We start from the raw sequence: 22377 nt of genomic DNA, 5'->3' as shown, positions 1-22377 counted from the left end.
TATCTACATGGCCTGAGACTTTTCAGATATCATCCTTATACGAAAGGAAAAAGAAAAACTCAAAAAAAGAATTTTTATTTAATTATGGATACGTAAATTATTTTAAATAGTTTTCAGTCTGATATTATCAAGATGCCTAAAGTCGAAAATAAAGAACTAAGACCTGTTTTTTGGGGAAAAAATACTGGGACGCTGCGTGTACTTGGAAGTGAAGAGAACCCTGGAAAGGGTCTCCTGTCAATTGGAAATTACATGGCACTTGACCACTCGCGGGGAGCAGCCGTTTATCTTGATGCCCTGAAGCCTCATGCTATTTTGATCTGTGGGAAAAGAGGATACGGAAAATCCTATACTATGGGCTGTTTGCTTGAAGAACTTGCCTTTCTTGAGCCAGCTATTAAGAAAAGACTTGCATCTGTTGTCATTGATACTATGGGGATTTTCTGGACAATGAAATATCCAAACGCTTTTGAAGCACGGAAGCTTAAAAATTGGGAACTCACTCCAGCCGGGCTCGATATTGAGATTTTCGTGCCCGTGGGCAAGGTTGAGGCTTACAGAAAGCGGAATATCAATGTAAAGCCATTTTCCATCCCAATAAGCAAACTTTCAGGAAGCCAGTGGTGCAGGATCTTTAGTATCGAAGAGGTTTCTCCTCCTGGAATTCTGCTGGTAAGGGCAATCGAATCCCTCAGGGAAAAAGGAGAAGCATATTCTTTTGAAGAAATTCTCAGTGAGATTGCACGAGACCCTCGCTCGGATGAGACTTCGAAAGGGGCTGCAGAGAATTACTTTAGAGCAGTAAATTCCTGGGGCCTTTTCTCAAAAGAAGGAACAAAACTGTCAGATCTCGTATCAGGGGGAAGAACAACTATCCTTGATGTGAGTACGCTTGAAAACGAAAACGTCTGCGCTGCAGCAGTATCAATTATTGCAGGCAGGCTTTATGAAGCAAGACTTGAGGCAAGAAGAGCTTACGAAAAAAAGCTGATGGGAGAAAAGACCGATGAAGAAGAATTTCCCATGGTCTGGCTCTTTATAGATGAGGCTCACATTTTCATACCCGCAAAGACCGAAGGCCTTGCCTCGAAAGTACTGATTAACCGCTGCCTCAGACAGGGTCGGCAGCCTGGCCTCTCCCTTGTCCTGGCCACCCAGCGGCCTGCAAGCCTGCACCCTGATGTGGTTTCCCAGAGTGACCTTCTTATCTGCCACCGCCTTACGGCAAGTGATGATATTCTTGCTCTGGAAACTTCGAGGCCTCTTTATATGCAGGAAAATATCCAGGCATATATTAAGAAGATGGGAAGTGAAAGAGGGGCTGCCCTGATAGTGGATGACCATTCCGAGTCAGTTCATCTTGTGCGCATCCGTCCAAGAATAAGCTGGCACGGAGGAGGAGAACCAAGTGCTTTTGAGCCTCATACCAAAGAAAAAAGCAATAAAAATGACGTTCAACTACAAAAGTAACTCATTTTATAGATTTTTTTGGAAACTGATGAGTAAGAGAATTGTAATTGTTAACTAATTTTTGAGTAATATTAGAGTAATATTAGAGTAATATTAGAGTAATATTAGACATGTTAGAGTCATGTTAGAAAATAATATAAATATTACCTGTGATACTTCAACCCTGTGAATGCAGCTAAATTCGGGCTGTAAAAATTCGGGCTCTTCGTCATTCTCTATGGATAAGATGATTTCAATTCGAGACCGCATTGGTTTTTATGAAGACATTACGAGGATATCCACACAAAACAACGAAGAGCCAAAATTCTAATGTAGCTGCATTTAATTGCAACAAAGACCGGTGATGTTATGAAAGGAAGAGCCTGGAAGTTCGGAGACGACGTGGATACGGATGCAGTGATTCCCGGAAGGTACCTGATTTACAATACCCCTGAAGAGCTTGCAAAGTACACGTTTGAAGGTGTACGCCCCGAATTTGCAAAAAAAGTTCATGAAAATGATATAGTGGTCGCGGGAAACAATTTTGGTTGCGGCTCCTCGCGTGAGCATGCGCCCCTTGCCCTGAAAGGAGCAAAGGTAGCCTGCGTAATTGCAAAATCTTTTGCAAGGATCTTTTTCAGGAACTCAATAAATATCGGAGTTCCTGTCCTGGAATGTCCTGACACTGACAGGATTGAGGATGGAGACGAGCTTGAAGTAGATCTGTCCACAGGAACTATTGAAAACAAGACAAAAGGTGAGACCTACCAGGCAACCCCTCTCCCTGATTTCGTGCGTGAAATCGTGGATGAGGGAGGACTTATAGAATATGCCAGGAAACTGGTCTCTGAACGCTAAAAAAACAGGAAATCTGTCCTGAGACAGCCCTGTCCGCGTTTGAGATCTCACAATAAAAAAGGCAGTTTTGCCTGTAAATTTCAAAGGAGTACAAATATGACGCAGTATAAGATTCCGGTCCTCCCGGGCGACGGGATAGGCCCAGAAATTATCGCCGAAGGCAGAAAGGTAATAGATGCCGCTGGCGAAAGATTCGGTTTTGATGTAGAGTGGATTGAATACCCGCAGGGAGCAGATCATTATCTTGAAACAGGAGAACTGATTTCGGAAGATACTTTAAAGGAGCTATCCGGATACCCTGCCATTTACCTTGGTTCCATCGGAGACCCAAGGATTGCCCCTGGTGTCCTTGAGAAGGGAATCTTATTAACTGCACGCTTTTATTTTGACGAGTATGTTAACCTTCGCCCGATAAAACTTCTTGACGGAGTATGGACCCCGCTCAAAGACAAAACCTCGAAAGATATCGATTTTGTGGTTGTCAGAGAAAACACTGAAGACTTCTACGTAGGGGTCGGCGGCCGAGCAAAAACAGGAGCAAGCAAAGATCTTCTTGAAGTAAAAAGAACGCTCTACTCCGCAAAATTCGGTCTTGATATCGAGACTGACAGCGAAGAAATAGGATACCAGATAGGCCTGATCTCCAAAGAAGGCACAGATAGGGTTATCGAGTACGCCTTTGACCTTGCTGAGAACCGGAAAAAACACGTTTCTTCCGTTGACAAGGCAAACGTGCTTTCCGATATCTACGGCTTCTGGAGAGAAGAGTTCAATGCAATTTCTGCAAAACATCCCGGCGTTACTACAGACTTTAATTTCGTTGATGCCGTCACAATGTGGTTTGTGAAAAACCCAGAATGGTTCGATGTGGTTGTAACCCCGAACATGTTCGGAGACATTATCACTGATCTCGGAGCCATGATCCAGGGCGGCCTTGGCCTTGCTCCCGGCGGAAACATCAACCCGAAAGGCACAAGCATGTTCGAGCCTATTCACGGTTCAGCCCCGAAGTACAAGGGACAGAACAAGGTCAACCCGATTGCCACAATCTGGGCAGGTGCAATGCTCATAGAACATCTCGGAGAAAAGGAAGCAGCAGATACCATAGTCAATGCAATCCAGAAAAACATCCTGGACGGCAAAGTCAAAACCTACGATTTAGGCGGCAAGAGCACAACCTCAGATGTCGGAGACGACATTACAAGGATAGTAAGGGGAGAATAATTCAACTCTCCCTTTCCCATACTTTTTTTTCATCATTCCTTGTTCATTATTCCTTGTTCATTATTCCTTGTTCATTATTCCTTGTTCATTATTCCTTGTTCATTACTACTTTTTCATTAGCCGTTAATATATTTTTAAAAATATCTGCATTTAAATATCATATGTAAGTCAGAGGATACAAAAAATATATATTTAGTATGTGATAAATAAATAGAAAGATTTAGTTGAAAGGGAAAAAACAGTAATCAGGAGTATATCTGTGATCTCCATTAGACCTTTCAGTGATGATAATAATCAAAGTTTACTGAAAATAGAAAGACTGTGCCTACAGGGCAATGAAAACTGTGCTCTGGGTGTAGATAAGAGGATATAAGAAGGCAGAAGAAAAAGTCCTGGAAATAGGATCAAGTTACACCTATGCCTATGTATACTAGTCGAATAACGCTTCCAAATCCATATTCAGCAAGATGGGATATTCCAGCGTGAGAGAAATTAAAACACCAGCAATTCCAACTTATAAAAAGTTGGACATATTGCCTGAATATTCAATAAAGCCTGTTGATAGGAAAGAAATTGGTGATGTAGTCAGCCTTATTAACGAGTATAATTCAGGATTTATACATTTTCTGCCGTTTACAGCTCAAATTTTTAAAGAGCATTTGTCTTGCAATAATGAAAAAACTGAAACCACAGATCGAAACCTGGAGCATATTTGCAAAATCGTTTGATGGGAACTTGCCGGATTTCAGTCCGTATTATATAGATATCAGAGACATGATTCCCTGAGAGTAAAAAGAAGAATTTTCTTGAGTGACTTAGAATAAAACAGGTTTTGAGATGGCCTCGCAAAACTTAGAAATAAAAAAACAAAAGTTTCTGTGTGGGGAGTTCCATAACATACACTGTAAAATAAAGTTAAATATGTCGATAGCATATATCATCATATGAAATTTTTTAGCATGGTTTTCGGGACAAGAAATTTGTTTGATACGAAATGTGAATACACATCGAAATGCACTGCATATCGAGAGGATTCGTACACATGTACAGAAGCACTGGATAAAAGTTACTGTGGGATTTATAAACTGTTTTTGAATGATTTGTGATATTATCAAACACAAAATCATATTAAGATTATTTAGAATTATTAATATACTGACAAAACTTCTGTTATCTTTTTTGCTAATATATAATTTTGTAGTAAATCCTGCACATAAATTTTGGACCAATTAAAGATCTGCTTTGAATAATCAATCAAATTTTCGATCACCCTACTTTCGGCAGGTCGACATAAGGACTTTAAATTTTATTACTGATGCCGTTTTTGAACATTTGATAAATACACGTTAGAGTTAAAGCTGGTTAACTTCTGGCTCGATTCCCACGACATATATCAACACTGGATTATTTTCCTGTTAAAGTTTAGTATGAGAGATTATGTTCAAATCATATGTAAACCTAATAACTACAAACAATAAAGTAACATCATCTTTAAATCACAATCAGCAAAAATGATAGGAAATGAAATGTCGACCTGCTGAAAGTAGGATCACGAAAACAGTTCTGGAAACTTATTCTAAAGGCAATGTCATAACGCGAGCAAGAGCCATTAAAACAAGAATTGAAACACTGTGACATCTGACATATTAAAAGTTGTAGAAGTATTGGTTCTATTGCAAAAATAATTTTTCTGTATTTTAAGGCTATTTTTCTTTCCTTTAAATACTATTTTAACCCAAATTTGATCGCTCAAATCTCCTTACTGTAAAAGTTTTCCATGATTTTGTAAAATGTTCAGATTTTTTGCAACGGAACTTAATTTTTTGCAAAGGGACCTGATAAAATATCTAACGCGACTTTTGATTGCGTTTTGATACTTTTGCGACACGGTGGATATAAACACGCCAAAGTAAGGGGAAAAGAATGATAGTAGACGTTATTTCGATTACGTTGGAATAATAAAAACTGGATACAAATGGACGACCGATTTACATGAGTATAGTTATTTTTTGCAACGTAGTCGTTTTCTACACAGAGAAAAGTTTGATATTATGTTACGTCGCTATTATGTTTTATTACAAAGTTAAAATTAATTTACTGGTCTTGAGATGGAAGAAATGAAAAGTGATGAAACACACGGGGAGCATACCCTCATCGCAGTTTTAGGAATAACTACACTGGTTTTTTTAATACTGGTGGGTGTCGCAAGTGCGGCGCCATTTGCATACATTGCAAACATGGAAAGCAACAATGTCTCAGTAATTGATACAGATACAAATACTGTTACAGCTACTGTGAATGTAGGAACCTATCCTGTTGGAGTTGCAGTCAACTCTGATGGAACAAAAGTATATGTGACAAACCACTATGACAACACAGTCTCAGTAATTGACACAGCTACAAATGCAGTAATAGCCACGGTTCCTGTAGGAAGGTGGCCTGAGGGAGTTGCAGTCAATCCAGCGGGAACAGATGTATATGTGGCAAACAACGATGACAACACAGTCTCAGTAATTGACACAGCTACAAATGCAGTAATAGCTACGGTTCCTGTAGGAAGGGAGCCTGAGGGGGTTGCAGTCGCTCCAGACGGAACAAAGGTATATGTGGTAAACACTGACGACACAGTTTCAGTAATTAACACAGGCACAAATACGATCATAGCTACGATTCCTGTAGATGGGTTTCCTGTGGGAGTTGCAGTTAGCTCGGATGGAAAAAAGGTATATGTAGCGAGCGGCGGCAACTGTACTGTAATTGACACAGCCACAAATACTGTTACAGCTACGGTTCCTGTAGGAAGCAATCCTTCTTATGGAGTTGCAGTCAATCCAGCGGGAACAAAGGTATATGTGACAAACGTTTTCGACGATGACGTCTCTGTAATTGACACAGATACAAAAACAGTCATAGCTACGGTTCCTGTTGGTTGGTCGCCCCATGGAGTTGCAGTCACTGCAGACGGAACAAAGGTATATGTGGTTAACGGAGGACACGACAATGTCTCTGTAATTGACACAAACACAAACACTGTTACAACCACAATAAATGTAGGAACTGGTCCAGTTTCTTTGGGGCAGTTTATAGGTCCTCAACAAGCACAACCAGTACCTCTTGTAGCAAATTTTTCCGCGAACCCGACCGAAGGAAAAGCACCATTAAAGGTTACCTTTACTGACGAGAGCACAGAACTTCCGACTAAATGGAAATGGACCTTTGGAGACGGATCAAAATCATTCCTCCAGAATCCAACTCACAAGTATTCAAAAGCAGGGGTATACACGGTTAGCTTAACAGTAAAGAATGCTAAAGGCAGTAACACAGTAACAAAAACAGATTATATAAAAGTGGTAACAAAACCAGTTGCTGCATTCTCTGCATCTCCGACCTCAGGAAAAACACCATTAACCGTCGAATTTACTGATGGAAGTACAGGAATACCGACCAAATGGAAATGGAGTTTTGGAGACGGGACAATTTCAAGGGAACAGAATCCAGAACATCAGTATTTACAGGAAGGAAAATATAAGGTTACACTTACAGTGAGCAATGTGGCAGGCTGCAATACGATAAAGAAGACAAACTACATAAAAGTGACAACAAATACAAGACCAAGTATATATTCTGAAAACAAATAAAACCTTAAATTGAAAAATTGAAGTTTAAGTCTAAAAAGAGTGGGGAGTTTATTATTTATAAATTGTTTTTGTAGTAAAACCTGTGCATAGACTTTGGAACAAATTAAGAGCAGACTAGAGAGCTCTGTACTGAAACAGGTCGTTGTTAATACTATATGGAAAAAATTAGGTTTGCGTTACAACCTCCAGGTCAGAGCCAAGTGGTTTTACGCTTCATTATAAAAAGACGCCAGAATTAAACGTTAGACATTCTGTTGGTTTTGTGCCAAAAAAGATGTATTTTTTCAATTTAGCTTAAATTACTATCTTTATTTTTAGACTTTATTACGTTTCATTTTTATTAGTCGTTACGATTATAAATAATATGTGACATAATATAGAATTAGAAGACGATTTTTTACTAGTGATTAATTATTATGATTAATTATATTTTTATTAATAATTCCATAATTAATAACAAGGTCACAAGATTAATAAATAGAACCGAATATTGAAAATAATGATTTTATGATATAAACTATAGTTTTTTTATATATAGAAAAACTAAAAAAAATAGATAATAAAAATGAATGAAATAATTTGAAAAAAACCTGTATATTTACTTGATTCTTTGTAATGCTGACTATACGCCTTACTATAGTATCAAGTGTATCCGCAAAAGCAGATATTAAAACAGATATTGATTAGTAAAAACAAAAAATATGTTTAATAGTTAACAACCAAAAATATAGTAATGAGGCATTCAAAATGGTTAATCATGAGTTGAAAGGGAAGATCATATTTTCTTTGTGCTTACTTTTAATGATTGTGTTTAACTATTATTATTCAAATCCTCAAAACAATTGTGCCTCTTGTGCATTATGGCTAGGTTTTCTAATGGGAATTTTTGTAGTTCTTTCTCACATTTACAGGATAACTGGTAAATTCAAAGTTTGAATATTATTAATATAGAGACAAAAAACGGCAAATTTGAATTTTTAATGCATAGCTTTTGTGTGAAAAACTATGTATTTTTCAGTTTGGTATAAGTTACCTTTTTTTGCAACAGAAACATAAAAAGTGTATATTTTGTAAAAGTTTTTTAAATTATTGAATTATTAACAGCCCTTCCTAGAAAAAAGAAATTTATCCCTCCATGGTCTATTTTCTTCTTTTTAAAATGTATCAAAAGCGGTAACTGAAGACATAAAAAAGTGCCTACATGTTATTCTTAAACTTTTTCCACTAAATACACCCGACCTTCCGCAGATGTCTTGAAAAGAAGAACATTTTTCCGGCTATCGTTTTTGTGCATTTGCTCAATAATTTGCAATTATTATCAACTGAAACTTCCGGAAATAGAGGTTAGAAGCTTTCAATGAAGCTTGAATAATCAGGGTAATTTTCAGAAAAAGTGATAGCAAGAAAAATTGTGAAAATTGAATAGACATGTTGAATAAGAAAGAGCGATTACTCGCTCTCCCTCTTCTAAGAACCGTACGTGAAAGTTTCCCTTCATACGGCTCAAGCATTCTATAACCTTTTCTGTATCAGGCAGCAGTCTTTTTTTTTTTTTTCAAATGGAATGTCCTTTCCGGAAACTTAATTTGTATTGACGTTCACGGAAATAATTCGTGTCAAGAAACGGATTCATTTGTAGTTTCAAAGGAATATGTCTGTGTATTCTAGTTTGGGATAAAAGCAATAACTCGTTTCTTCCTGTTCTGAAATTCCACCTTCTGGAAGTGCTTCTTTTCCAGTATTTGTTAACAATCCAATCTTTGGATTTATTCGGATGTCTTCTTTTAGCCCATTTCCATAACAGCTCCCAGATTCTATGATCGAGTGTCTGGAAAGTATCCGAAGAAACCACGGAATTATGGTAGTTGGACCAGCCTCTTATTATGGGATTTAGTTTGGAAATTAAGACTTCCTGAGACCATGCTCTTCCTTCCGTTATGGTTTGACTGATTGTTTCAGTAAATATTTTAGTGGACTTTTTGGAAGGTTTGATCAGAAGCTTACCTTTATACTTGCGGAAATTCCAGCCGAGGAGGTCAAAGCCTTCATTAATGTTTGTGATAAGGGTTTTATCATCGGAGAGCTCAAGACCTCGTTCTTTAAGAAAAATAACAATTACATCCCGTATTTCTTTCGCAGTTTCTTCAGAATTAGCAGTGACTATGAAATCGTCAGCGTATCTTATGAAGTTGACCTTCTTGGAATTTTTCCCTCTTTTAGGGTACTTAGCAAGGAGCAACTTCTCGATACCATCCAATGTCATATTAGCCAGAATAGGAGAGATAATCCCACCTTGCGGCGTGCCTGCTTTCGTTGGATTCAGATGATGCTTATATATAAAACCTGCTTTAAGAAATTGAGTCAGTATTGACTTTTCTATAGGAACATTAGTTAGCAACCACTTATGATTTATATTATCGAAACATCCTTTGATATCACCTTCCAAGATCCATTGGGCTGAATTTTTCTTGCTCAGACATAGAAAGATTTGCTGACAGGCATCCCTGGCACTTCGATTATTTCTGAAACCAAAAGACCGTAGGTCAGACTTAGTTTCAGCTACTGGTTCCAGAGCCAGTGAATATAAAGACTGGATAGCCCTGTCATACATTGTAGGGATACCTAATGGACGTTTCTTCTTCTTACCAGGTTTATTGATGAAGACTCGTTTAAGCGGTTTGGCTTTGTATCTTTTACCAGTGAGACTAAGGACAGCTTTCATTTTGGAGGCAGAACTTAACCATTTTTCGCCATCAATTCCAGGTGTCCTTTTTCCTTTATTTTGAGTAACTCTTCTTACGGCCAGAAGTTTGGCGGAATAGGAATGAGTTAGTAAATACTGCAATCTCTTGACAAGATTCCATTTGTTTTGTAGGACTGCTTTTGTAATCCGGGTTTGCAACTTATTAACTCTCGTTTTGACTTCATGCCAGTTGATTGTTTTCCATTTCTGGTAGAGTTGAGCGTTTGTAAGCTTCTTATCCCGTAAGGATATCGTTGAATAACTTACATTCAGAAGTTTGCCTCCTTTCATACAATAGAATACAAAATAAGCAAGTCTGCACCCTTTAGGGCTAGGGCAAAGTTTGAACCCCTATCCATTTCATTACAAAATGGCTTTCGCTTTTTGCCTAAATCCTCTGCCCTCTATGCCATTAATTCCCTTCACAGGGTCTCTACCTTTCTTTTTTTTCAAAAAAAAAGAAGAAGGAGCATATAGGGTTTACCAAGTTCCATACTACAAATAATGTGAATACCTTAGAAGCCATCTATAAACCGAGAATCCTTTGTCCATTTGCCATAATGTCCGCAGACCCATTACAACCTGATTCCGTACCTTTTGGTTTAAGCGTGTCAACCTTCTTTCGCTTATTTGACTTCACGATTCTTACGATGGTTCACTTTACGTTCTTCATAGTATTCTCTTATCCTAACCAATTATCAAAGCCAGGTTCCTTGAGTTCTTGATATTGTCGTGTGAGCTTCACACACAAACGTTACCATTTATGCATGTCACAGTAGGATTACCTCAAATGGAAAAGGTAGCGTATGACGCAATTCATAGTATAGCTTCTTGTCGCACCTGCGGAAAGTCAGATACACGTATCGAAGGTAAAAATACCAGATTATAAAAATCAAGACTCTAGCTAACAATTTTTGAAAGATTATTACATATTCTTTGGAATGACTATCAACAGAAAAACATAGACATGTATTACCAATTGCGGTTTTATTTATTAAGTCAATAAAATTAAGAAAAATACTCAAATTTTTATATTAATTAATATATTTATAGATAAAAATATAAATTGTTATTATTATTAGTAGTAGTATTTGTTAATAGTATTACTTTCGATAATATGGCAACATTTCAAATTTGCTGTAAATTTGAAGTCAAGTTTTTTCGTACTATGGAGAAAATTGATCTCTAGATATGAAATTTTCTACCCATTAACCTTTTGAGATTTGTGATTTTACAGAAAAATTGGCACACTGCCCATTCTTTTAAAAACCGATTCAGTGTTTTTGTCAAACATTATTTATGTCTTTTAGATAAATGGTATCTTGACATAACATATTAATTAAATTTTGGTCATGGCTTACGACCAGTACTCCAATATTAAGTTCTTCGACGATATTTAAAACGATACTCCAGATTTGAGCTTGAGTAATAGCGTCTACCATTGTAGTAATTTCATCAGCAATTAAAAACCTGGTTTTAGGGCTTAAAGCTCTTGCAAGGGCAAATCTCTGGAGTTCTCCTCCTGAAAGCTCATTGGGCCATCGGTTAAGCCAGTTATTTTTTATTCCAAATGCCTCTATAATATCCTGTGAAACAAGGTGTCCTTCGTTTAGAATATCTTTCATTCTCCATTTAGGATTTACAGCTTTTTCCGGATGTTGGAAGACGAGCTGGACCGGGTTATAGCCTTTTGACGGAATTTCTTTTGCATCTAGCCTTACTTTTCCCTGATACTTATTTTCGTAGCCTGTTAAGATCTTACAGAGAGTTGATTTTCCGCTTCCACTATCCCCGATCAGGCCCAGTACTTCTCCGCTGCCCAAAGAAATATTAACATCCTTTAAAATCAAACTATTTTTTTTATACCCGAAACTTATATTCTCACCTTTAAGACGCATTATTGCACCTCACCATCCCTCCATTGAGCTGTTTCAATTGAGGAGTTCCATGAGAACAGCTAGCTTTCTTTTTGGAACATCTTTCATAGAAAATGCATCCGTCAGTGACTTCATCCTGCATCGGTTGATGACCTTTGATTGCCTGGAATTTGTTCTGGGGAAGGGCATTCCAGAGTGCACGGGTATACGGATGTCTTAGGTTCCCACCATTATTTTTAAAGTCTTCAACGTTAGCTACTTCCAGAACCGTACCTGCATAAAATACTGCAATTTTATGGGAGATTTTTAATGCAGCTTCAATGTCATGAGTTATGAGTATCACTGCACATCCCTTATCTGCCATGTCTTTGAAGTAACTCAGAGTCTCATTCAAAGTATTTTCGTCTAACCCCGGAGTTGGTTCATCCGCAATTACGAGTTTGGAAGAGCTTATTACAGCAGTCGAAACCAGAACTCTTCGAGCCATTCCTCCTGAGAGCTCATGAGGGAGCATTCTTTCGACATCGGGCTTTAAATCGTATCTCTGAAAAATTTCTCTTTGAAGTTTCTTCATTAAGCCTTCTTTTTTCTTTTCAACGCATCCTATTACTTGATTTGAGATTTTCATTAAAGGGTCAAGATAGGTTATAGCTTGTGGGATCAGGGCAATTTCTTTGCCTCTCATTTCTTCTTTTCTTTTCTGGGTAAGTTCTTTACCATCGTATTCTATCTTACCTTCTAGTTTTGCGTTTGAAGGCAAAATTCCTAAAATCGCATGAGCCAGAAGACTTTTACCTGATCCACTTGACCCTACGATAGCCAGAATTTCACCTTTATAAGCCTGGATACTCAAATTAGAAATTACTTTCAGTTCAGTCTGTCTAAGGCCCAACGAATATTGAGTAAACGACAACGAAAGATCTTCTACGTTCAACAGAGCTTCAGTTTTTTTCCGTTCTCCAGCAATTGATTTATCCCTTTTTCCAGTAACTGTTTTATCCTTTCCAGCAACTGTTTCAAGTCTAGTAGCTAACTCTTTTTCAGGGTTTATTTCAGCTTTATTTTCCATATTTCACGCTCTCCAGATGTAAATCTAAAATATTTTTTATTCAGTACATTTTAGATCCAGCATTTCTAATCCAGCACATTTTGAATCTAGTAAATTTTGAATCCGGCACATTTTAGATCCAGCATTTCTAATCCGTCACATTTTGAATCCAGCACATTTTGAATCCAGTAGATTTCAACTCCAGTAAATCTCAACTCCAATAAATTTTGAATTAAGTAACAAAAGAAATTTATTCATGAGCATTTTTCGGATTCATCAGCTTTCCTAAACTTTCTCCAATCATATCAAATGCCAGAACTACAATTAACAGCGATAATCCCGGGAAAAATGCAAGCCACCAGTATCCTGCTGAAAGATACCTCATAGATTCGGAAAGAATTATACCGATTGCAGGTTCGTGTGGTGAAAGTCCGAACCCCAGGAATGTGACTGAAGCTTCGTGCAAAATAGCATGTGGAAACATTAAAATCGTGCCTAACAGTATCTGGGGAACCAGATGAGGTAGAATGTGTCTTATAGCTATCCACCATTTTGACCTGCCAAGATTCCTGGAGATATGAATGTACTCCTGGGTTTTCAGTTGCTTGATTTCTGCTCTTACAACCCTTGTTAAGCTCGGCCAGTGCGTTAATGCAACTCCTGTAATAACTCCTGTTGCTCCTCCTCCCATTCCGATGGAAATAAGAATTATTAAAAGCAGATGAGGAATTGAAAGAAAGAGGTCTACCAGCCACGACACAAAGGAGTCTGCAGTTTTTCCTGCACTTGAAAGTAATCCTAAAATTACGGTCAATACAGTGCTGATTGTAGAAGCAAGCCCTCCAACCAGTATACTTAAACCCAGTCCTTCCAGAGTCCTTATAAACATGTCTCTTCCCATCCAATCTGTTCCGAATGGATGTTCCAGGGAAGGAGCAAGGTTTTTAGAGCCGAAATTGGTATGTAGCGGTTCCTCACCTAAAAACACGCTGGAAACCACAATTGAAAGTAATAAAAGTGAAGTGAAACCTATTATCAGAAGCGTTTTCTGCCTGAGATTTAATCCTCTAAATAGTCCCCTGTTAACTGTCACAACAGTAGTGCTCACATTAATGCCTCCTGTTGCTTTATCCTGGGGTCAACAAATTCATAGATAATATCAGCAATCAGGTTTCCGAAGAATACAAATAAAGTACTGAAGATGACTATTCCCAAAAGCAGCGGTACATCGGATTTCAGTCCTGCTGCTACTGCAGTCTGTCCGATTCCGGGATATGAGAATACCTGTTCAACCAGAACTGTGCCCCCGAACAGTTCACTGAATCCTAAAAACTGCAGGGTAATGGCCGGAAGTGCAACGTTTCGAATTCCATGCCTCAATACCAGATCCAGCCCTTTTTCACCTCTTGCCTTTGCAAATAAGACATAATCACTGGAGAGGACTTCGATTAATTTTTCTCGAGTGAACATTGTAATTTTGGCAATGTCTAATAGACTCAAAGTTAGTGCAGGGAGAATTAAACGCTTAAACCAATCAAAAAACGTCACATTTTCGGCTGTAACCCCTATAGGTACACGTAATCCTATTGGGAACCAGCCCAAATATACTGAAAACACTATCAGAAGAATCAGTGCTAACCAGAATGTCGGTGCAGCAGCCAGAGCGTAACAATAAATCTTTATTGCCTTATCGACCCACGTACCTTGCTTTGCACCAGCTATTATTCCTAAAGCAAAACCTAAAATTCCTGAAAACAGCCAAGAAATTCCCATTAGAACAAGGGAAGCTGTAAATCGTTCTTTAATGACATCAATAACTGGAACCCTATAAATCAGTGAAGTCCCAAAGTCTCCTTTAAGAATATCTCCAGCCCAGTTCAGGAACTTTTCCTGCGGAGGGATATTAACCCCCCAGTAAGCTTCAAGTTTAGCTTTGTGTTCTGCGGTTACTGGCATTTCCCCAATATAGGCTCTAACGGGATCTATAGGCGAATACTGGATAAGCATGAAACTTGCAAGACAAACTATAATCAAAAGGCTTGCCAACCTGAGGGCCTTTTTTCCGACGAAGCCCACTATTTTTTCATTGTTTGACACGCTACTCCCTCGTGCATAATTATTCCAATAATAATATCCATTTTAACGTGAATACCAGTCTGTAAACGATTTCCAGGAATTGTTAGGAGTTCTTGCACTTTTTTAAGTTAGAATGGAGTTAAATCTGGTAAAATAGTCATTTTATTACCTTTTCCAATCAGTCACATTAACCCAGCCTTGGATAAAAAGAAAGGAAAAAGTAAGTAACTGAACCTGCAAGATCAGAATTAAAAGCTCAGTTATTCACTATGCCGAATTTATTGCTCGTTAACTATGGAATTAATTACTTGCTAATTACGAGATTGACTATTCGCGAACTGCAGGATTAATCAACCATAGTTACAGGATTAATTACCCATACTTGCAGGATTAACTCCTCATTTGAAAGTCGAGCTGGCTGTGTCTACTCTTTTCCATTCGTAGATATTTCCTAAAACATCTGCTCCTGAGTTTTTTTGTGGAGTACCAATATCCAGGGTTTCGTCTGCCATGTAGAGGTAGTCAATAGTCACCAACCATAACCATGTAGCATCTCCTGCTGGCCCAAAACCGGTATTTCCGTCATATGCAGCTAACTTCCAATATTTTGTAGCCTGGTCCTGATCTGTAGATCTTAAAGCTGTTTCCAGATATCCGTCTACAACAGAGTTATTGTAAAGGCCGGGATTTTTGTATGTATTGTCGGCTTCTTTGCTGTGGTACTGCTGGTAGAGATTAAAGGTATCTATGCTGCTGTATGCGTATAACACAGCAGAACTGTACTGGTTAGCATATATTTCGTCCCAGCTTGCTCCTACAAGGTCTGTTTTTATACCTAATTCTTTGGCCTGTTCACTTACAGCTACCGATAGAGCTTGCCTTGTCTGATCCGCAGCAGAGTAGTATAACTTAAATTCAGCCTTTGTTCCGTTATTCTCCCGAATTCCATCGCCATCGGTGTCTTTCCAGCCTGCGTTTTCCAGTATTTTTATGGCTTCTTCGGGATTTGAATCATTAACTTTCGCTTCAGGATTCCCAAAGTTCCGCTGGTCTACTCCGGTATATTCTACGGCTCCTTTTCCGTATATAACTCCTTCAAGCAGGGCTTTTCTGTCTATACCGATGTTTAAGGCTTTTCGAATTGCTATGTCTGCTGTGACATTATTGCCTATTGGATCTCCCTGAAGGCTTTTTTTGCCTGTGTTATTCTGTATAGGGAAGGATAGGCCCTGAGCTCTTGCTGCCGGAAGAGCTACTAACTTGTACCCATCTACGGTCTGGTTTGCATGGCTAATCTCAATCTCAGCTATGTCCACATCACCGGATTTTACTGCTGCAAGCGCAGTATCTTTATCCAAAAACAGCAGGGTTATTTTTTTGAAGTACGGCTTTTTTCCATAGTAATTTTCGTTTAATTCTAAGATTGCTTGCTGGCCCTTATCCCATTCTACGAATTTATATGGCCCAGATCCTATCGGATTGGATCCGTAGGTTTCTTTTTTATATGCATGTTCTGGTACAATCCCAACGTATCTGAGTCTCCATATGAAACTGGACTGAGGTTCTTTCAGTTTGAATTCAACTACAGTATTATTTATTGCAGTGGCTTTTTCGAGATTACTCATATCCAGTTCGGAGTTACTTCCAATTGCGGTATTAAACGTAAATGCCACATCTTCTGCGGTTAAGTTTTCACCGTCCGTGAACTTGACATCATCTCTTATATACACAGTCCAGTTTTTCCCATCCGAACTGATAGAATAATTTGTAGCAAGATCGTTTATTATGCTTCCATCATCAGCTGATTTAAAAAGAGTGCTCTGTATAAGTGGTTCAAAATTCACATGCCCGCACCCCCATCCAAGAAGTGGGTCAAATCCGGTTTCGGGTTCACCTGTATGTGAATTTACATTCACCACAAGTTCATCAGAGCTTTTAGAAACTAGTTCATCTGAGTTCCTAGAAACTGATTCATCCGAGTCCTCGGGAACCAATTCATCCGAGCCCCCGGAAACTAATTCATCAGAAACCTGGGATGACGAGATAATCGGATCGCCCATTGATGTTAAAATAAAAATAATCGCTATAATTATGACTACTGTCCCTATCAGTAGATACTGTTGATTTTTCTGAATATAAATACCTCCTCTATTTTACCAGAATCCCGAACATTTAAACAAGAATTTAACTGTCAAGTAAGGATTTTTAAACTTGACCAGATGATCCGAAATTTTATATTAAATCAAAGTTGCACTGGCGCACCCCGCAGCAAGCTAGCGGGGTATTCGACTGAAATAAGATTTTCGTGATAAAACTTGATAATAAAATATTACTTTTATTAGTAAAGTTAAGATAAATCAATTAAAACAATTTACTATAAATACATTCCGAAATATATGTGTTACAAATTAGTAGTTTTAAGTAGTTTAGTAATACTAAATAAAAAACAGTAGTTTCAAGTAGTTTAGTAATACTAAATAAAAAACCTCACACGTTTTCCTGAATTTTAAAATAGTCGATGTGTTGAATACTGAAAGAAGTATAGATTCTGGCGATCCTGAAAGAGAGCAAAGGCAAAATATAAATTTCAATCAAATTTACCAAAAAAGAGTCACACTGCGGAGTTTTTCATCCTCAGTTTTACTAAAAACTTTAAGGAACGGTCCTCAGCCTTACGAAGAGACTTTCGTGACCGTTCCTTCTAAAATCCAGTTCCGGTTTAATTTTATGTACGTTTCCACTCCAGGATATTACCGAAGATATTGGCACCGTGAGGCTGAATTTTTGGGGTTCCGATGTCTATATCCTTGTCCATAATGTACATGTAATTGATAGTTGCAATCCAGAGCCAGGTAGCGTCTCCTTTTTCAGAAAATCCAGTTGTTCCATCCCATGCAGCCAGTTGCCAGTTTTTATTGGCAGTGTTCTGATCAGTGCTGGTTATGGCTGTCCTGAGATAGTTATCCACGACCGAATTGTTGTACAGTATTATATTGTTGTAGTTTGCAGGGTCGTAGCTTTTGCTGTAATATCTAAGGTATAAGTCCGTCGGATCAAGCGAACCATAACCGAAAACTACAGGAGTTGAATGCGCCATGGTATCAATCTCGTCCCAGCTCTTACCTTCGACTTTAATGTTTATTCCCAGTTCTTTAGCTTCTTCGCTCAGTGCAACGGCTAAAGCTTGCCTTTCCTGGGCGTTTGAGGAATACAATAAGGTAAATTCTGCTTTCGTCCCGTTCTTTTCAAGAATACCGTCACCGTCGGTATCTTTCCAGCCAGCGTCCGCTAAAAGCTTCTTTGCTTCGTCTACTTTTCCGTCTTCGAATATAGCGTCCTTATTGCCCCAGGGTAGTTTGTCCACTCCAGTAAATTCCTCTTCACCCTGCCCGTTTAATGCTCCATCGATTAAGGCCTGCCTGTCTATTCCGATGTTCAGGGCTTTTCTTATCGCAGGATCGGAGGTTACATTATTTCCGATTGAATAGCCATTTTCCGTTTTCTTTCCCGTGTCGGGCTGCATTGGGAATGTTATTCCGCGAGCATCAATGGAACTAAGGGACTCTATTTTCATTCCATCGACTTTCTGATTAGCGTAGGAAGAAGGAATTTCAGCTATGTCAACCTGTCCTGATTTAGCTGCTGCAAAAGCCGTGTCGGACTGCATGAAGAGTAAAGTTAATTTCTTAAAGTACGGCTTCTGGCCGTAGTAATCCGGATTTGCTTCAAAGATTGCCTGCTGGCCTTTATCCCATTCTACGAATCGATATGGGCCTGACCCGATTGGATGTTCTCCGTAAGTCTCATTGTAAGCATGTTCAGGCACAATCCCGATAACTGAAAGCTTGTGAATAAAAGTCGTTTGCGGGTCGTTTAATTTGAATTCAACTGTGTAGTTGTCGAGGGCTACCGCATTTTTCAGCACTGAAAGATCGACTCCACTCGAATTTGCTGCTGTATTAAACGTGAATGCTACATCTCTGGCAGTTAAAGGTACCCCATCATGGAATTTAACATCATTTCTTATATTAACAGTCCAGGTAAACCCATCGTCACTAACAGAATAATTTGTCGCTAAATCATTGATCAGAGACCCATTACTGTCCTTTTTAAAAAGAGTACTTTGGACCAGCGGTTCACTGCTGTAACCCCATCCGGTAATCGGGTTAAAACCGGCTTCCGGTTCTCCACCATGGGTCCCTACGGCTGCTACCAGCTCATCCGAGCCCTGGGAAGTTGATTTTTTTGAATCTCCAGAAGTTAACTCATCCGAGCCCTGGAAAGTTGATTCATTAGAATCTCCGGAAGCTAACTCATTCGAGCCTCTGGAAACCGATTCATTCGATACTCCGGAAGACGGACTAGCTGGCTCGTCACCCGGTATGAAAACAATAGCAGCAGCAATAATTATGGCTATTGACCCTATTAAGATATATTGCTGATTTTTCTTGATTTAAACTCCTCCTTTTTCAGAATTACATAAAATTATTGCAATAGTATTACCTACCAGTAGTGTTTTCAGTAATCTCAGATCAATTAAATAACACGATATAGAGAAAATATAACAATATAGTAATATTTTTTTGATAAAAATTAAGATGAATTAGACTACACTCGTTTTGTTATAAATACATTCCTAAATATATGTGATACAAATATGTTAATTTTATAAAATTAAATAATACAAAATATTATTTTTATTCGTTTGTTAGTTTTGGATTGAATTCAGTATCTGGATGAAGAAAAATAGTTTAAACTTGGTGTTTTTAAAAAATAACAAAAACATTATTGAATTAGGCCGGCTTTTGAATTTATTTAAGACGACTTAAAATACAAAAGTTAAATAGAAAGAAAGGCATATACCAGAATGTTTCCAAACTGCTAGAAACCCTGTTTTTCTTGTATTTATAAAGGGTTTGATAATTTTCCAGCAAGAATTTCAACCCCAAAAAAGGACTCATTTCAGGCCTTTTCTAGCCAAATAACGGAAATTTTTGCCCTATTCGTGAGCAAGATCCACTAAAACAAGGATTGAAACATAGTGGATACTGTTCTTCTTCAGGAACATACTCAAATTCGTGAGCAAGATCCACTAAAACAAGGATTGAAACGTATATAAATAGCTTAGTTTCCACTGGAAAACGAATTCGTGAGCAAGATCCACTAAAACAAGGATTGAAACACACCTATTCAAATATGATTTCTAGGTCTAATAAGCCGATTCGTGAGCAAGATCCACTAAAACAAGGATTGAAACCAGCAACCCCGCGAGGATTTGTGCCAACTGTTACAGATTCGTGAGCAAGATCCACTAAAACAAGGATTGAAACAAAATCGATGGTGCAATATTCAACCCCAATTTAACATTCGTGAGCAAGATCCACTAAAACAAGGATTGAAACAAAAAATAGTATCGGGTGCTACAAAATCCAAAAATTCGTGAGCAAGATCCACTAAAACAAGGATTGAAACTTTCTGATATGATTCTAGGAGACTCTGACGATATATTCGTGAGCAAGATCCACTAAAACAAGGATTGAAACTTTCTGCTTTTAAAATTGATACTTTTGAAGATAGGGTATTCGTGAGCAAGATCCACTAAAACAAGGATTGAAACAGTGTAGTATTTGCAGCCTATTGTAATACACAGATATATTCGTGAGCAAGATCCACTAAAACAAGGATTGAAACGAAATAATTGATAATGCTGGACCAGCAGCTTCTCCGAATTCGTGAGCAAGATCCACTAAAACAAGGATTGAAACAAAATTGTGGATACAATTTGAATGAATTTAAAGAGGTATTCGTGAGCAAGATCCACTAAAACAAGGATTGAAACTCAATACGTTCAAGAAGTTTGACTCTTTTACCTCTTATTCGTGAGCAAGATCCACTAAAACAAGGATTGAAACACAGAGAACCGGGGACGGTTGGAGACATTCAAAAATATTCGTGAGCAAGATCCACTAAAACAAGGATTGAAACTCCACTCTTTTCCACCTTTACAAAATCCAGTATCATTCGTGAGCAAGATCCACTAAAACAAGGATTGAAACCTACAGGGTTCGGAGGGAAAATAACCTCTGAACAATTCGTGAGCAAGATCCACTAAAACAAGGATTGAAACCAACGATGAAACAACCCCTTTGAATGAAGGAACTGCAAGAAATTCGTGAGCAAGATCCACTAAAACAAGGATTGAAACTTGTGATCGTTTCGTATTCGTCATTTGACATATCAACATTCGTGAGCAAGATCCACTAAAACAAGGATTGAAACCAGATAACCACTCTTCGGGAATTGTTAGTGGCTCCCAATTCGTGAGCAAGATCCACTAAAACAAGGATTGAAACTTAGAATAGCAGTGGACAAAGAATTCATACTTTCCATCTATTCGTGAGCAAGATCCACTAAAACAAGGATTGAAACTTTTTAAAGTTGGATAATGTTGTGAATATGCACTCATATTCGTGAGCAAGATCCACTAAAACAAGGATTGAAACAAACAACTACTAATGAGATATTGTGCTCTTTTATATTCGTGAGCAAGATCCACTAAAACAAGGATTGAAACATCATTGACTCTGATAGCTCAGCTAATGCCAGCGGATTCGTGAGCAAGATCCACTAAAACAAGGATTGAAACTCTTGGATTCAGGGGCTATTATACACCCAATGGGGAAATTCGTGAGCAAGATCCACTAAAACAAGGATTGAAACCACTCGAAACTTTTGATCATACCTGGACTAATTCAGAATTCGTGAGCAAGATCCACTAAAACAAGGATTGAAACCACTCGAAACTTTTGATCATACCTGGACTAATTCAGAATTCGTGAGCAAGATCCACTAAAACAAGGATTGAAACAATGAATACACGCTGTTTCCATACGGTCGTTCGCGTCATTCGTGAGCAAGATCCACTAAAACAAGGATTGAAACGTTTTTGACGGTCTGCCTTTCAATTTTTTAGTTTCATTCGTGAGCAAGATCCACTAAAACAAGGATTGAAACATTCCCCTCTTTGATACAAAACACATTATAAACACAATTCGTGAGCAAGATCCACTAAAACAAGGATTGAAACCCTTCCACTTTGATATCCCGCTCAAACCCTTTGCATTCGTGAGCAAGATCCACTAAAACAAGGATTGAAACCAAGAACGGAGAAAGGATATACAATCCAATTGACTGTATTCGTGAGCAAGATCCACTAAAACAAGGATTGAAACAGACTTCTTGCAGCTTGAACAGCTCTACTGTCTCGAGCATTCGTGAGCAAGATCCACTAAAACAAGGATTGAAACGAGCTCAGGATGTTTGATCTTTCTTAATTTTTTGGATTCGTGAGCAAGATCCACTAAAACAAGGATTGAAACTAATACATATTGGTGAGGAACCCGGTAACGCTTTCGGATTCGTGAGCAAGATCCACTAAAACAAGGATTGAAACCCTCAACATCA

12 protein-coding genes and 1 CRISPR repeat array (1 of these 13 cut by a window edge) are annotated in these 22377 nt (G+C 38.2%); of the genes, 5 read left to right on the top strand and 7 right to left on the bottom strand.

Annotated features, from left to right (window positions below):
• The first annotated feature begins 132 nt into the window (after positions 1-132).
• From MSBRM_RS01205 to MSBRM_RS18625, 5 genes are all read left to right on the top strand, one after another.
• Positions 133-1470, top strand: coding sequence for an ATP-binding protein (locus tag MSBRM_RS01205; RefSeq protein ID WP_048154180.1), 1338 nt, complete (start codon positions 133-135; stop codon positions 1468-1470).
• Between the two features lie 348 nt (positions 1471-1818).
• Positions 1819-2307 (top strand): 3-isopropylmalate dehydratase small subunit, encoded by a 489-nt coding sequence (locus tag MSBRM_RS01200; RefSeq protein ID WP_048120492.1) that lies wholly within the window; start codon positions 1819-1821, stop codon positions 2305-2307.
• Between the two features lie 96 nt (positions 2308-2403).
• Positions 2404-3531 (top strand): isocitrate/isopropylmalate dehydrogenase family protein, encoded by a 1128-nt coding sequence (locus tag MSBRM_RS01195; RefSeq protein WP_048120494.1) that lies wholly within the window; start codon positions 2404-2406, stop codon positions 3529-3531.
• Between the two features lie 482 nt (positions 3532-4013).
• The gene (locus MSBRM_RS01190) at positions 4014-4259 is read left to right on the top strand and encodes a hypothetical protein (protein ID WP_048120496.1); all 246 of its coding nucleotides are present in this window, start codon (positions 4014-4016) and stop codon (positions 4257-4259) included.
• Between the two features lie 1380 nt (positions 4260-5639).
• Positions 5640-7169 carry a PKD domain-containing protein gene (locus MSBRM_RS18625; protein WP_080943655.1) on the top strand — a complete coding sequence of 510 codons (1530 nt, stop codon included), beginning with the start codon at positions 5640-5642 and terminating at the stop codon, positions 7167-7169.
• Between the two features lie 1555 nt (positions 7170-8724).
• Here MSBRM_RS18625 and ltrA read toward each other — a convergent pair.
• From ltrA to MSBRM_RS01150, 7 genes are all read right to left on the bottom strand, one after another.
• Positions 8725-10203 (bottom strand): group II intron reverse transcriptase/maturase, encoded by a 1479-nt coding sequence (gene ltrA, locus MSBRM_RS01180; RefSeq protein ID WP_048154177.1) that lies wholly within the window; start codon positions 10201-10203, stop codon positions 8725-8727.
• A gap of 995 nt (positions 10204-11198) precedes the next feature.
• A complete protein-coding gene (locus MSBRM_RS01175; protein ID WP_048154174.1) occupies positions 11199-11810 on the bottom strand; it encodes an ABC transporter ATP-binding protein in 612 nt (203 codons plus the stop codon).
• Positions 11800-12858 (bottom strand): ABC transporter ATP-binding protein, encoded by a 1059-nt coding sequence (locus MSBRM_RS01170; protein ID WP_230668996.1) that lies wholly within the window; start codon positions 12856-12858, stop codon positions 11800-11802. The genes MSBRM_RS01175 and MSBRM_RS01170 overlap by 11 nt, the downstream gene beginning before the upstream one ends.
• 229 nt (positions 12859-13087) lie before the next feature.
• Positions 13088-13945, bottom strand: a complete 858-nt coding sequence (locus MSBRM_RS01165) for an ABC transporter permease (RefSeq protein ID WP_048154172.1) — start codon at positions 13943-13945, stop codon at positions 13088-13090.
• Positions 13942-14934: an ABC transporter permease gene (locus MSBRM_RS01160; protein ID WP_048120503.1), complete on the bottom strand. Its 993-nt coding sequence runs from the start codon at positions 14932-14934 to the stop codon at positions 13942-13944. The genes MSBRM_RS01165 and MSBRM_RS01160 overlap by 4 nt, the downstream gene beginning before the upstream one ends.
• Positions 14935-15311: 377 nt before the next feature.
• Complete coding sequence (locus MSBRM_RS01155) at positions 15312-16973, bottom strand: ABC transporter substrate-binding protein (protein ID WP_080943654.1); 1662 nt, start codon at positions 16971-16973, stop codon at positions 15312-15314.
• Positions 16974-17638: 665 nt separating this feature from the next.
• Entirely contained in the window at positions 17639-19297 is a 1659-nt protein-coding gene (locus MSBRM_RS01150; RefSeq protein WP_048120505.1) for an ABC transporter substrate-binding protein, read from the bottom strand.
• A 617-nt stretch (positions 19298-19914) separates the two neighbouring features.
• Positions 19915-22377: a CRISPR direct-repeat array (repeat unit 37 nt; unit sequence ATTCGTGAGCAAGATCCACTAAAACAAGGATTGAAAC) (it continues 4964 nt past the right edge of the window).

The organism is Methanosarcina barkeri MS (genome assembly GCF_000970025.1).
Lineage (GTDB): Archaea > Halobacteriota > Methanosarcinia > Methanosarcinales > Methanosarcinaceae > Methanosarcina > Methanosarcina barkeri.
This window is presented reverse-complemented; position numbering and strand designations above follow the sequence as displayed.

Coding starts and splice junctions, on each gene's coding strand:
- MSBRM_RS01170 (WP_230668996.1), bottom strand. CDS start 12,858: ATGGAAAATAAAGCTGAAATAAACCCTGAAAAAGAGTTAGCTACTAGA.
- MSBRM_RS01205 (WP_048154180.1), top strand. CDS start 133: ATGCCTAAAGTCGAAAATAAAGAACTAAGACCTGTTTTTTGGGGAAAA.
- ltrA (WP_048154177.1), bottom strand. CDS start 10,203: ATGAAAGGAGGCAAACTTCTGAATGTAAGTTATTCAACGATATCCTTA.
- MSBRM_RS01175 (WP_048154174.1), bottom strand. CDS start 11,810: ATGCGTCTTAAAGGTGAGAATATAAGTTTCGGGTATAAAAAAAATAGT.
- MSBRM_RS01155 (WP_080943654.1), bottom strand. CDS start 16,973: ATGGGCGATCCGATTATCTCGTCATCCCAGGTTTCTGATGAATTAGTT.
- MSBRM_RS01200 (WP_048120492.1), top strand. CDS start 1,819: ATGAAAGGAAGAGCCTGGAAGTTCGGAGACGACGTGGATACGGATGCA.
- MSBRM_RS18625 (WP_080943655.1), top strand. CDS start 5,640: ATGGAAGAAATGAAAAGTGATGAAACACACGGGGAGCATACCCTCATC.
- MSBRM_RS01195 (WP_048120494.1), top strand. CDS start 2,404: ATGACGCAGTATAAGATTCCGGTCCTCCCGGGCGACGGGATAGGCCCA.